The sequence below is a fragment of the Streptomyces alanosinicus genome, assembly GCF_014650595.1.
Taxonomy (GTDB): Bacteria; Actinomycetota; Actinomycetes; order Streptomycetales; family Streptomycetaceae; genus Streptomyces; species Streptomyces alanosinicus.
The window spans coordinates 65451-76013 of record NZ_BMVG01000033.1; the positions used below are offsets into that span (position 1 = coordinate 65451).

At 65.4% G+C, this 10563-nt stretch carries 21 protein-coding genes; all 21 read left to right on the forward strand.

The window, feature by feature from the left end:
- Window positions 1-420, forward strand: a complete 420-nt coding sequence (gene rplP, locus IE277_RS37030) for a 50S ribosomal protein L16 (RefSeq protein ID WP_004927269.1) — start codon at window positions 1-3, stop codon at window positions 418-420.
- Window positions 420-644: a 50S ribosomal protein L29 gene (gene rpmC, locus IE277_RS37035; protein WP_007494763.1), complete on the forward strand. Its 225-nt coding sequence runs from the start codon at window positions 420-422 to the stop codon at window positions 642-644. Before rplP ends, rpmC begins: the two co-directional genes overlap by 1 nt.
- A complete protein-coding gene (gene rpsQ / locus IE277_RS37040; protein ID WP_018543912.1) occupies window positions 644-928 on the forward strand; it encodes a 30S ribosomal protein S17 in 285 nt (94 codons plus the stop codon). Before rpmC ends, rpsQ begins: the two co-directional genes overlap by 1 nt.
- Before the next feature lie 130 nt (window positions 929-1058).
- Window positions 1059-1427, forward strand: coding sequence for a 50S ribosomal protein L14 (gene rplN, locus IE277_RS37045; protein WP_003998823.1), 369 nt, complete (start codon window positions 1059-1061; stop codon window positions 1425-1427).
- Window positions 1428-1429: 2 nt separating this feature from the next.
- Window positions 1430-1753 (forward strand): 50S ribosomal protein L24, encoded by a 324-nt coding sequence (gene rplX / locus IE277_RS37050; protein ID WP_003992365.1) that lies wholly within the window; start codon window positions 1430-1432, stop codon window positions 1751-1753.
- Window positions 1753-2310: a 50S ribosomal protein L5 gene (rplE, locus tag IE277_RS37055; RefSeq protein WP_189958138.1), complete on the forward strand. Its 558-nt coding sequence runs from the start codon at window positions 1753-1755 to the stop codon at window positions 2308-2310. The genes rplX and rplE overlap by 1 nt, the downstream gene beginning before the upstream one ends.
- Before the next feature lie 5 nt (window positions 2311-2315).
- Window positions 2316-2501, forward strand: a complete 186-nt coding sequence (locus tag IE277_RS37060; RefSeq protein ID WP_003948630.1) for a type Z 30S ribosomal protein S14 — start codon at window positions 2316-2318, stop codon at window positions 2499-2501.
- A 212-nt stretch (window positions 2502-2713) separates the two neighbouring features.
- Entirely contained in the window at window positions 2714-3112 is a 399-nt protein-coding gene (gene rpsH, locus IE277_RS37065) for a 30S ribosomal protein S8 (protein ID WP_189958139.1), read from the forward strand.
- 24 nt (window positions 3113-3136) lie between these two features.
- Window positions 3137-3676, forward strand: coding sequence for a 50S ribosomal protein L6 (gene rplF / locus IE277_RS37070; protein WP_067119441.1), 540 nt, complete (start codon window positions 3137-3139; stop codon window positions 3674-3676).
- 3 nt (window positions 3677-3679) lie between these two features.
- Complete coding sequence (gene rplR, locus IE277_RS37075) at window positions 3680-4063, forward strand: 50S ribosomal protein L18 (protein WP_053661883.1); 384 nt, start codon at window positions 3680-3682, stop codon at window positions 4061-4063.
- Window positions 4064-4099: 36 nt separating this feature from the next.
- On the forward strand, window positions 4100-4705 hold the full coding sequence (gene rpsE / locus IE277_RS37080) for a 30S ribosomal protein S5 (RefSeq protein WP_016434633.1): 606 nt from the start codon (window positions 4100-4102) through the stop codon (window positions 4703-4705).
- The gene (gene rpmD / locus IE277_RS37085; RefSeq protein WP_119102573.1) at window positions 4705-4887 is read left to right on the forward strand and encodes a 50S ribosomal protein L30; all 183 of its coding nucleotides are present in this window, start codon (window positions 4705-4707) and stop codon (window positions 4885-4887) included. Before rpsE ends, rpmD begins: the two co-directional genes overlap by 1 nt.
- Before the next feature lie 2 nt (window positions 4888-4889).
- Window positions 4890-5345, forward strand: a complete 456-nt coding sequence (gene rplO, locus IE277_RS37090) for a 50S ribosomal protein L15 (protein WP_003974249.1) — start codon at window positions 4890-4892, stop codon at window positions 5343-5345.
- 242 nt (window positions 5346-5587) lie between these two features.
- Window positions 5588-6901: a preprotein translocase subunit SecY gene (secY, locus tag IE277_RS37095; RefSeq protein WP_189958140.1), complete on the forward strand. Its 1314-nt coding sequence runs from the start codon at window positions 5588-5590 to the stop codon at window positions 6899-6901.
- Window positions 6901-7563 carry an adenylate kinase gene (locus IE277_RS37100; protein ID WP_189958141.1) on the forward strand — a complete coding sequence of 221 codons (663 nt, stop codon included), beginning with the start codon at window positions 6901-6903 and terminating at the stop codon, window positions 7561-7563. Before secY ends, IE277_RS37100 begins: the two co-directional genes overlap by 1 nt.
- A gap of 101 nt (window positions 7564-7664) precedes the next feature.
- Window positions 7665-8501, forward strand: a complete 837-nt coding sequence (gene map, locus IE277_RS37105; RefSeq protein ID WP_189958142.1) for a type I methionyl aminopeptidase — start codon at window positions 7665-7667, stop codon at window positions 8499-8501.
- A 140-nt stretch (window positions 8502-8641) separates the two neighbouring features.
- Window positions 8642-8863: a translation initiation factor IF-1 gene (gene infA / locus IE277_RS37110; RefSeq protein WP_003948620.1), complete on the forward strand. Its 222-nt coding sequence runs from the start codon at window positions 8642-8644 to the stop codon at window positions 8861-8863.
- Window positions 8864-8921: 58 nt separating this feature from the next.
- Window positions 8922-9035 (forward strand): 50S ribosomal protein L36, encoded by a 114-nt coding sequence (rpmJ, locus tag IE277_RS37115; RefSeq protein WP_003998809.1) that lies wholly within the window; start codon window positions 8922-8924, stop codon window positions 9033-9035.
- Between the two features lie 192 nt (window positions 9036-9227).
- Window positions 9228-9608 (forward strand): 30S ribosomal protein S13, encoded by a 381-nt coding sequence (gene rpsM / locus IE277_RS37120; RefSeq protein ID WP_189958143.1) that lies wholly within the window; start codon window positions 9228-9230, stop codon window positions 9606-9608.
- 65 nt (window positions 9609-9673) lie between these two features.
- Window positions 9674-10078 carry a 30S ribosomal protein S11 gene (gene rpsK, locus IE277_RS37125; RefSeq protein WP_003956432.1) on the forward strand — a complete coding sequence of 135 codons (405 nt, stop codon included), beginning with the start codon at window positions 9674-9676 and terminating at the stop codon, window positions 10076-10078.
- A gap of 128 nt (window positions 10079-10206) precedes the next feature.
- A partial coding sequence (locus tag IE277_RS37130; protein WP_506005351.1) for a DNA-directed RNA polymerase subunit alpha occupies window positions 10207-10563 on the forward strand: 357 nt, incomplete at its 3' end.

Sequence of the window (10563 nt, forward strand, 5' to 3'; positions counted from 1 at the left end):
ATGCTGATCCCCCGTAGGGTCAAGCACCGCAAGCAGCACCACCCGAAGCGCCGTGGTCAGGCCAAGGGCGGTACGACGGTCGCGTTCGGCGAGTACGGCATTCAGGCCCTCACGCCGGCGTACGTGACCAACCGCCAGATCGAGGCGGCCCGTATCGCGATGACCCGCCACATCAAGCGTGGCGGCAAGGTCTGGATCAACATCTACCCGGACCGCCCGCTCACGAAGAAGCCTGCCGAGACCCGCATGGGTTCCGGTAAGGGTTCGCCGGAGTGGTGGATCGCGAACGTTCACCCGGGCCGGGTGATGTTCGAGCTGTCCTACCCGAACGAGAAGATTGCGCGTGAGGCTCTCACTCGTGCAGCCCACAAGCTGCCGATGAAGTGCCGGATCGTCAAGCGCGAGGCAGGTGAAGCGTGATGTCGGCCGGTACCAAGGCGTCCGAGCTGCGCGAGCTGGGCAACGAGGAGCTTCTGGCGAAGCTCCGCGAGGCCAAGGAAGAGCTGTTCAACCTCCGCTTCCAGGCGGCGACGGGCCAGCTCGAGAACCACGGCCGTCTGAAGGCGGTCCGCAAGGACATCGCGCGGATCTACACCCTGATGCGCGAGCGTGAGCTGGGCATCGAAACGGTGGAGAACGCCTGATGAGCGAGAAGAACGTGACTGAGAACGCAGAGGCCCGCGGCTTCCGCAAGACCCGTGAGGGTCTCGTCGTCAGCGACAAGATGGACAAGACCGTCGTCGTCGCCGTCGAGGACCGCGTCAAGCACGCGCTGTACGGCAAGGTCATCCGCCGTACGAACAAGCTCAAGGCGCACGACGAGCAGAACGCCGCGGGTGTCGGCGACCGCGTCCTCCTCATGGAGACCCGGCCGCTGTCCGCGACGAAGCGCTGGCGCGTCGTCGAGATCCTCGAGAAGGCCAAGTAGGCAATTCCCGCAAGGGAATTCCAAAAAGTAGGTTCCTGCGGGACATCCCTCGCAGGACAGTTCCGCCAGGCTCCGGGAGCCGCTCCGCTGAGCGGCTCCCGGGGAACCGGCAGACAAACAGGAGATAGACGTGATCCAGCAGGAGTCGCGACTGCGCGTCGCCGACAACACTGGTGCGAAGGAAATCCTTTGCATCCGTGTGCTCGGTGGCTCCGGTCGCCGCTACGCGGGCATCGGTGACGTCATCGTCGCCACCGTCAAGGACGCGATCCCCGGTGGCAACGTGAAGAAGGGTGACGTCGTCAAGGCGGTCATCGTTCGCACCGTCAAGGAGCGCCGTCGTCCGGACGGCTCGTACATCCGCTTCGACGAGAACGCCGCCGTCATTCTGAAGAACGACGGCGACCCTCGCGGCACCCGTATCTTCGGCCCGGTCGGCCGTGAGCTGCGCGAGAAGAAGTTCATGAAGATCATCTCGCTCGCGCCGGAGGTGCTGTAAGCATGAAGATCAAGAAGGGCGACCTGGTCCAGGTCATCACCGGTAAGGACAAGGGCAAGCAGGGCAAGGTCATCGCGGCCTTCCCCCGCGAGGACCGCGTCCTGGTCGAGGGTGTCAACCGGGTCAAGAAGCACACCAAGGCCGGCCCGACCGCTCGCGGTTCGCAGGCCGGCGGCATCGTCACGACCGAGGCGCCGATCCACGTCTCCAACGTCCAGCTGGTCGTTGAGAAGGACGGCAACAAGGTCGTCACGCGTGTCGGTTACCGCTTCGACGACGAGGGCAACAAGATCCGCGTTGCCAAGCGGACGGGTGAGGACATCTGATGGCTACCACCACCACTCCGCGTCTCAAGACGAAGTACCGCGAGGAGATCGCGGGCAAGCTGCGTGACGAGTTCAAGTACGAGAACGTCATGCAGATCCCCGGCCTCGTCAAGATCGTGGTCAACATGGGTGTGGGCGACGCCGCCCGCGACTCCAAGCTGATCGAGGGCGCCATCCGCGACCTCACCACGATCACCGGCCAGAAGCCGCAGGTCACCAAGGCCCGTAAGTCCATCGCGCAGTTCAAGCTGCGTGAGGGTCAGCCGATCGGTGCCCACGTCACGCTCCGTGGCGACCGCATGTGGGAGTTCCTGGACCGCACCCTGTCGCTCGCGCTGCCGCGCATCCGCGACTTCCGCGGCCTGTCCCCCAAGCAGTTCGACGGCCGTGGCAACTACACCTTCGGTCTCACGGAGCAGGTCATGTTCCACGAGATCGACCAGGACAAGATCGACCGTACCCGGGGCATGGACATCACCGTGGTCACCACGGCGACCAACGACGCTGAGGGCCGCGCGCTCCTTCGTCACCTCGGCTTCCCGTTCAAGGAGGCGTGAGCGAGATGGCGAAGAAGGCTCTGATTGCCAAGGCTGCTCGCAAGCCCAAGTTCGGTGTGCGTGGCTACACCCGCTGCCAGCGCTGCGGCCGTCCGCACTCCGTGTACCGCAAGTTCGGCCTGTGCCGCGTGTGCCTTCGTGAGATGGCTCACCGTGGCGAGCTGCCGGGCGTGACCAAGAGCTCCTGGTAATCCCCCTAACAGGGGATTCCGGAAGCTCTCGGTAAGCATCTGGGTCGGCAGGGGCCCTTCTCCGCATGCCGTAGGCTTGTGGGGTTGGGCGTCTGCCGCGCCCGTACGACTTACTACGCCGTAGGTCCACCGCGCCGCACCCGTCCCGTCCCGGATCGGGGAGAGGGATGGCGCACCAGGAAACCCCGGCGAGAGAGGCCGAAGGCCAATTCATGACCATGACTGATCCGATCGCAGACATGCTTACGCGTCTGCGGAACGCGAACTCGGCATACCACGACACCGTGACGATGCCGGCGTCCAAGATCAAGTCTCACATCGCGGAGATCCTCCAGCAGGAGGGCTTCATCACGGGCTGGAAGGTCGAGGACGCCGAGGTTGGCAAGAACCTCGTCCTGGACCTGAAGTTCGGTCCCAACCGTGAGCGCTCCATCGCGGGCATCAAGCGGATCTCCAAGCCCGGTCTCCGGGTGTACGCGAAGTCCACCAACCTGCCGAAGGTGCTCGGCGGCCTGGGCGTGGCGATCATCTCCACGTCGCACGGGCTCCTCACCGACAAGCAGGCCGGCAAGAAGGGCGTGGGTGGGGAAGTCCTCGCCTACGTCTGGTAACGGAAGGGAACGGAGGAAACAGCTATGTCGCGTATTGGCAAGCTCCCCATCACGGTTCCCGCCGGCGTGGACGTCACCATCGACGGCCGTACGGTCTCGGTCAAGGGCCCCAAGGGCACGCTGACCCACACCGTCGTCGCGCCGATCGACATCGTCAAGGGTGAGGACGGCGTCCTGAACGTCACCCGCCCCAACGACGAGCGTCAGAACAAGGCCCTGCACGGCCTGTCCCGCACGCTGGTGGCGAACATGATCACCGGCGTGACCCAGGGTTACGTGAAGAAGCTCGAGATCAGTGGTGTCGGTTACCGCGTGACCGCCAAGGGTTCGAACCTGGAGTTCGCGCTCGGCTACAGCCACCCGATCGTCGTCGAGGCCCCCGAGGGCATCACCTTCAAGGTGGAGGCCCCCACCCGGTTCTCGGTCGAGGGCATCGACAAGCAGAAGGTCGGCGAGGTTGCGGCCAACATCCGCAAGCTGCGCAAGCCTGACCCGTACAAGGCCAAGGGCGTCAAGTACGAGGGCGAAGTCATCCGCCGCAAGGTCGGAAAGGCGGGTAAGTAAGCCATGGCATACGGGCAGAAGATCCTCAAGGGCGACGCCTACAAGCGCGCCGCGATCAAGCGCCGTCACATCCGGATCCGCAAGAACCTTTCCGGTACGGCGGAGCGTCCCCGTCTGGTCGTGACCCGCTCCAACCGCCACATCGTGGCGCAGGTGATCGACGACCTGAAGGGCCACACCCTGGCTTCCGCGTCCACCCTGGACGCTTCGGTCCGCGGTGGCGAGGGCGACAAGTCCGCGCAGGCCAAGCAGGTCGGCGCCCTGGTCGCCGAGCGTGCCAAGGCCGCCGGTGTCGAGGCCGTGGTGTTCGACCGTGGTGGCAACCAGTACGCCGGGCGCATCGCCGCCCTGGCGGACGCCGCCCGCGAGGCCGGGCTCAAGTTCTGAGCCGCTTGTAGCTAGCGGAAAGAGAGAGGTAATCCAATGGCTGGACCCCAGCGCCGCGGCAGCGGTGCCGGTGGCGGCGAGCGGCGGGACCGGAAGGGCCGTGACGGCGGCGCTGCTGCCGCCGAGAAGACCGCGTACGTTGAGCGCGTTGTCGCGATCAACCGCGTCGCCAAGGTTGTGAAGGGTGGTCGTCGCTTCAGCTTCACCGCGCTGGTCGTGGTGGGCGACGGTGACGGCACCGTGGGTGTCGGTTACGGCAAGGCCAAGGAGGTGCCGGCCGCCATCGCCAAGGGCGTTGAGGAGGCCAAGAAGCACTTCTTCAAGGTCCCCCGTATCCAGGGCACCATCCCGCACCCGATCCAGGGTGAGAAGGCTGCCGGCGTCGTGCTGCTCAAGCCCGCGTCCCCGGGTACCGGTGTTATCGCCGGTGGTCCGGTGCGTGCCGTGCTCGAGTGCGCCGGTATCCACGACATCCTGTCGAAGTCGCTCGGCTCCGACAACGCGATCAACATCGTGCACGCGACCGTGGAGGCCCTGAAGGGCCTGCAGCGTCCCGAGGAGGTCGCGGCCCGCCGCGGTCTGCCGCTCGAGGACGTCGCTCCCGCGGCTCTTCTCCGTGCGCGTGCCGGGGCTGGTGCGTAATGGCGCAGCTCAAGATCACGCAGACGAAGTCGTACATCGGCAGCAAGCAGAACCACCGTGACACCCTGCGTTCGCTTGGCCTGAAGAGGGTCAACGACGTGGTCGTCAAGGAGGACCGCCCCGAGTTCCGCGGAATGGTGCACACCGTCCGCCACCTCGTGACGGTCGAGGAGGTCGACTGATCATGGCGGAGAACAACCCGCTGAAGATCCACAACCTCCGTCCGGCCCCCGGCGCCAAGACCGCCAAGACCCGTGTCGGTCGTGGTGAGGCGTCGAAGGGTAAGACGGCCGGTCGTGGTACGAAGGGTACGAAGGCCCGTTACCAGGTTCCGGAGCGCTTCGAGGGTGGCCAGATGCCGCTCCACATGCGCCTTCCGAAGCTGAAGGGCTTCAAGAACCCGTTCAAGACCGAGTTCCAGGTCGTGAACCTCGACAAGCTGGCCGCGCTCTACCCCGAGGGTGGCGAGGTCACGGTCGAGGGTCTGGTGGCCAAGGGGGCCGTTCGCAAGAACAGCCTCGTCAAGGTCCTCGGCCAGGGCGAGATCTCCGTGGCGCTGCAGGTGACGGTCGACGCCGTCTCCGGCTCCGCCAAGGAGAAGATCACCGCCGCCGGCGGTACGGTCACCGAGCTGGTCTGAATCTCTCAGGTCCCTCGATGACATGAACGATCCCGACCGGGGATACCCCACAAAAGGGGTATCCCCGGTTGGTCGTTCCTAGGGCGGTGCTCTCGCCGGTAAGGTGGCCAGCACTGCCTACTTTCACCGGGTGCTTCCGATGGGGCACCCTGAGCGGCAGTCGACCGTTATCCATTCGTCCATTCGTCGAACCTCAAGACCGTCACCCTTGACGCAGTTGCGCGGGGGTCGCAGGAGGCACCGTGCTCACCGCGTTCGCCCGGGCGTTCAGGACGCCCGACCTGCGCAAGAAGCTGCTTTTTACGCTGGGCATCATCGTGGTGTACCGCGTCGGTACGCACATCCCGATCCCGGGTGTGAACTACAAAGCCGTCCAGGAGTGTGTCCGGGAGGCGTCCGGTAACCAGGGCCTCTTCGGGCTGGTCAACATGTTCAGCGGTGGAGCGCTGCTGCAGATCACCATCTTCGCGCTCGGGATCATGCCGTACATCACGGCGAGCATCATCCTGCAGCTGCTGACCGTGGTGATCCCGCGCCTGGAAGCCCTGAAGAAGGAGGGCCAGGCCGGCACGGCGAAGATCACGCAGTACACCCGTTATCTGACGGTGGCGCTGGCGATCCTCCAGGGCACCGGTCTGGTCGCCACCGCCCGCAGCGGCGCGCTCTTCAACGGTTGCCAGGTCGCCGGCTCGATCGTCCCGAACCAGTCGATCTTCACCACCATCACCATGGTCATCTGCATGACCGCCGGTACGGCCGTCGTGATGTGGCTGGGTGAGCTGATCACCGACCGCGGTATCGGCAACGGCATGTCGATCCTCATGTTCATCTCGATCGCCGCCACCTTCCCGTCCGCGCTGTGGGCCATCAAGAAGCAGGGCACCCTGGCCGGCGGCTGGATCGAGTTCAGCACCGTGATCCTGGTCGGCCTCGTCATGGTCGCGCTCGTGGTCTTCGTCGAGCAGGCCCAGCGCCGCATCCCGGTGCAGTACGCGAAGCGCATGATCGGCCGGCGTTCCTACGGCGGTACGTCCACATACATCCCGCTCAAGGTGAATCAGGCGGGTGTGATTCCCGTCATCTTCGCCTCCTCGCTGCTCTACATTCCGGCGCTCGTGGCGCAGTTCGCGGGAGGCAAGTCGGGCTGGAAGACCTGGATCGAGCAGAACCTGACCAAGGGCGACCACCCGATTTACATCGTTTCGTACTTCTTGCTCATCGTTTTCTTCGCGTTCTTCTACGTGGCGATCTCCTTCAACCCCGAGGAAGTCGCCGACAACATGAAGAAGTATGGTGGCTTCATCCCGGGCATCCGGGCTGGCCGACCGACCGCTGAGTACCTCAGCTACGTGCTCAACCGGATCACCTGGCCGGGTTCGCTGTATCTGGGTCTGATTGCTCTCGTGCCAACAATGGCGTTGGTCGGGTTCGGGGCGACGAACAACTTCCCCTTCGGCGGTACCAGCATCCTGATCATCGTGGGTGTCGGTCTTGAGACGGTGAAGCAGATCGAGAGCCAGCTCCAGCAGCGCAATTACGAAGGGTTCCTCCGCTGATGCGTATCGTCCTCGTCGGGCCGCCGGGCGCCGGTAAGGGAACGCAGGCCGTTCGGCTCGCCAAGGAGCTGGTCATCCCGCACATCTCCACGGGTGACCTGTTCCGGGCCAACATCAGCCAGCAGACCGAGCTGGGCAAGCTCGCGAAGTCCTACATGGACCGCGGCGAGCTGGTGCCGGACTCGGTCACCATCGACATGGCCAAGGACCGGATGGAGCAGGCGGACGCCGAGAACGGCTTCCTGCTGGACGGCTTCCCGCGGAACGTGGACCAGGCCAAGGCGCTGGACGAGCTGCTGACGACCGAGGGCATCAAGCTGGACGCGGTCCTGGACCTGGAGGTCCCCGAGGACGAGGTCGTCAAGCGCATCGCCGGCCGCCGCATCTGCCGCAACGACTCGTCGCACGTGTTCCACGTGACGTACAGCCCGCCGAAGAAGGAAGGCGTCTGCGACGTCTGCGGCGGTGAGCTGTACCAGCGCGGCGACGACCGCGAGGAGACCGTGCGCACGCGGCTGGAGGTCTACCACACGCAGACCGAGCCGATCATCGACTACTACAAGGCGCAGGGCCTGGTCGTGACGATCTCCTCCCTGGGCCCGGTGGACGAGATCACTCAGCGGGCGCTGGGGGCTCTCAAGCGCGAGAAGGCCGAGCAGTAGAGCGCGGCTCCTCCGGCCGCGGTGCCCCTCCCCGGGTGCCGCGGCCGTAGTGTTGTACAGGTAAACCCAGCCGACGTGAGTGACGGAGAGCGCAGGCCCCTATGGTGCAGATCAAGACGCCCGAGCAGATCGCCAAGATGCGGGCGGCGGGCCTGGTCGTAGCCGCCATTCACGCGGCCACCCGGGAGGCCGCGGTGCCCGGCGCCTCCACCAAGGACCTGGACGAGGTCGCCCGCAAGGTCCTCGACGAGCACGGCGCGAAGTCGAACTTCCTGGGCTACGGCGGTTTCCCCGCGACCATCTGCACCTCCGTGAACGACGTGGTCGTCCATGGCATCCCTTCCGACGACGTCGTCCTCAAGGACGGCGACATCATCTCCATCGACTGCGGCGCGATCATCGACGGCTGGCACGGTGACGCCGCCTACACGGCCTTCGTGGGCTCCGGTCACGCTCCGGAGCTGGTCGAGCTGTCCCGGGTGACGGAAGAGTCCATGTGGGCCGGTATCGCGGCCATGAAGCAGGGCAGCCGCCTGGTCGACATCTCCCGCGCGATCGAGACGTACATCCGCCGTCAGCCGAAGCCGGGCGGCGGCAGGTACGGGATCATCGAGGACTACGGCGGCCATGGCATCGGCACCGAGATGCACATGGACCCGCATCTGCTGAACTACGTCGACCGCCGCCGCGGCAAGGGCCCCAAGCTGGTCCCCGGCTTCTGCCTCGCGATCGAGCCGATGGTCTCCCTCGGCACCCCCCGCACCGAGGTCCTTGAGGACGACTGGACGGTCATCACCACGGACGGCACCTGGTCCTCCCACTGGGAGCACTCGGTCGCCCTCACCCCGGAAGGCCCCCTGGTCCTGACGGCCCCCGACGCCGGTAAGGCGAAGCTGGCCGAGTACGGCATCACCGCTGCTCCCGATCCGCTCGCTTAGTGATCTTCCCGATGGGGCAGAATTCCTCGATTCGCCTTTCCGGGTATGCCGACGTAGACTGACTCGTCGGCTCTCGTGCACCCGCATGTCCGCATGCTCGCGGGAGAGTCGATCAAGGTAGTCGATTCGAAGGGCGAAGCGTGGCCAAGAAGCAAGGTGCCATCGAGATCGAGGGCACTGTCGTCGAGTCTCTGCCGAACGCCATGTTCAAGGTCGAGCTCCAGAACGGCCACCAGGTCCTGGCACACATCAGCGGCAAGATGCGTATGCACTACATCCGTATCCTCCCTGACGACCGGGTCGTGGTGGAGCTGTCTCCGTACGACCTGACGCGTGGCCGGATCGTCTACCGCTACAAGTAGATCTTGCCCGCACCCCGGATCGCCTCGGGGTGATGGCACTGACCCGGAGAACCTCACCATGAAGGTCAAGCCGAGCGTCAAGAAGATCTGCGACAAGTGCAGGGTGATCCGCCGTCACGGTCGGGTCATGGTCATCTGCGAGAACCCGCGCCACAAGCAGCGCCAGGGCTGACGCACGACCATCTCCCTCTGCACCTCTATCGCAGAGATTCGCAGCGACGCGAGCTGAATTTGTTCATACGCAGAGCCCGAGCCATCCAGCTCGACACCCCCGGTCCGGAGGCCGGGGACCCGGTTCGTACCTGGTACGGCGGCCGGGAACCGGTTCTGCGGAAGACCTCCGAAGATCACCAGGAGCCATTGAATGGCACGCGTTTCCGGTGTTGACATCCCGCGCGAAAAGCGCGTGGAGGTTGCCCTCACCTACGTGTTCGGCATCGGCCGGACCCTCTCGAAGGAGACGCTGGCTGCGACCGGCGTCGACCCGAACACCCGTGTTCGTGACCTGACCGAAGAGCAGCTGGTCGCGATCCGCGAGTACGTCGACAACAACATCAAGACCGAGGGTGACCTCCGTCGCGAGGTCCAGGCCGACATCCGCCGCAAGGTCGAGATCGGCTGCTACCAGGGTCTCCGTCACCGTCGCGGTCTGCCTGTCCGCGGTCAGCGCACCATCACCAACGCCCGCACCCGCAAGGGCCCGCGTCGCGCCATTGCCGGCAAGAAGAAGCCGGGCAAGAAGTAGTCCGCAGCGGACACCTGTCCACGGTCTTCGCTGTAGGACCGACCACCTCCCGTAGGAGTTAGTAGATGCCCCCCAAGGGTCGTCAGGGCGCTGCCAAGAAGGTGCGCCGCAAGGAAAAGAAGAACGTCGCTCACGGCCACGCGCACATCAAGAGCACGTTCAACAACACGATCGTCTCGATCACGGACCCGTCCGGCAACGTGATCTCCTGGGCCTCCGCCGGCCACGTCGGCTTCAAGGGCTCCCGGAAGTCCACGCCGTTCGCCGCGCAGATGGCCGCCGAGTCGGCTGCCCGCCGCGCCCAGGAGCACGGCATGCGCAAGGTCGACGTGTTCGTGAAGGGCCCGGGTTCCGGTCGTGAGACCGCGATCCGCTCCCTGCAGGCCACGGGCCTCGAGGTCGGCTCCATCCAGGACGTCACCCCGACCCCGCACAACGGCTGCCGTCCGCCGAAGCGCCGTCGCGTCTGACGCACAACGCTCCGCTGGTTTTGCGGTTCCGGGCGGTACGGCCTCTGTGAAGAAGCCGTATCGCCCGTACCCTTGCAGTACAGAGTCGGGCGTCAAATAGCGGGCGCCCCTGACTGAAGGATTCATCCATGCTGATCGCTCAGCGTCCCTCGTTGACCGAAGAGGTCGTCGACGAGTTCCGCTCCCGGTTCGTGATCGAGCCGCTGGAGCCGGGCTTCGGCTACACCCTCGGCAACTCCCTGCGCCGTACCCTCCTGTCGTCGATCCCCGGCGCTGCTGTCACCAGCATCCGCATCGACGGTGTCCTGCACGAGTTCACCACCGTGCCGGGCGTCAAGGAGGACGTCACCGACCTGATCCTCAACATCAAGCAGCTGGTCGTCTCCTCGGAGCACGACGAGCCGGTCGTGATGTACCTGCGCAAGCAGGGCCCGGGTCTGGTCACCGCCGCCGACATCGCGCCCCCGGCCGGTGTCGAGGTGCAC

Bases quoted from the DNA above. Each gene is read 5' to 3' on its own strand.
- rplP (WP_004927269.1), top strand. From the start codon at position 1: ATGCTGATCCCCCGTAGGGTCAAGCACCGCAAGCAGCACCACCCGAAG.
- rpmC (WP_007494763.1), top strand. From the start codon at position 420: ATGTCGGCCGGTACCAAGGCGTCCGAGCTGCGCGAGCTGGGCAACGAG.
- rpsQ (WP_018543912.1), top strand. From the start codon at position 644: ATGAGCGAGAAGAACGTGACTGAGAACGCAGAGGCCCGCGGCTTCCGC.
- rplX (WP_003992365.1), top strand. From the start codon at position 1,430: ATGAAGATCAAGAAGGGCGACCTGGTCCAGGTCATCACCGGTAAGGAC.
- rplE (WP_189958138.1), top strand. From the start codon at position 1,753: ATGGCTACCACCACCACTCCGCGTCTCAAGACGAAGTACCGCGAGGAG.
- IE277_RS37060 (WP_003948630.1), top strand. From the start codon at position 2,316: ATGGCGAAGAAGGCTCTGATTGCCAAGGCTGCTCGCAAGCCCAAGTTC.
- rpsH (WP_189958139.1), top strand. From the start codon at position 2,714: ATGACCATGACTGATCCGATCGCAGACATGCTTACGCGTCTGCGGAAC.
- rplF (WP_067119441.1), top strand. From the start codon at position 3,137: ATGTCGCGTATTGGCAAGCTCCCCATCACGGTTCCCGCCGGCGTGGAC.
- rplR (WP_053661883.1), top strand. From the start codon at position 3,680: ATGGCATACGGGCAGAAGATCCTCAAGGGCGACGCCTACAAGCGCGCC.
- rpsE (WP_016434633.1), top strand. From the start codon at position 4,100: ATGGCTGGACCCCAGCGCCGCGGCAGCGGTGCCGGTGGCGGCGAGCGG.
- rpmD (WP_119102573.1), top strand. From the start codon at position 4,705: ATGGCGCAGCTCAAGATCACGCAGACGAAGTCGTACATCGGCAGCAAG.
- rplO (WP_003974249.1), top strand. From the start codon at position 4,890: ATGGCGGAGAACAACCCGCTGAAGATCCACAACCTCCGTCCGGCCCCC.
- IE277_RS37100 (WP_189958141.1), top strand. From the start codon at position 6,901: ATGCGTATCGTCCTCGTCGGGCCGCCGGGCGCCGGTAAGGGAACGCAG.
- map (WP_189958142.1), top strand. From the start codon at position 7,665: ATGGTGCAGATCAAGACGCCCGAGCAGATCGCCAAGATGCGGGCGGCG.
- rpmJ (WP_003998809.1), top strand. From the start codon at position 8,922: ATGAAGGTCAAGCCGAGCGTCAAGAAGATCTGCGACAAGTGCAGGGTG.
- rpsM (WP_189958143.1), top strand. From the start codon at position 9,228: ATGGCACGCGTTTCCGGTGTTGACATCCCGCGCGAAAAGCGCGTGGAG.
- rpsK (WP_003956432.1), top strand. From the start codon at position 9,674: ATGCCCCCCAAGGGTCGTCAGGGCGCTGCCAAGAAGGTGCGCCGCAAG.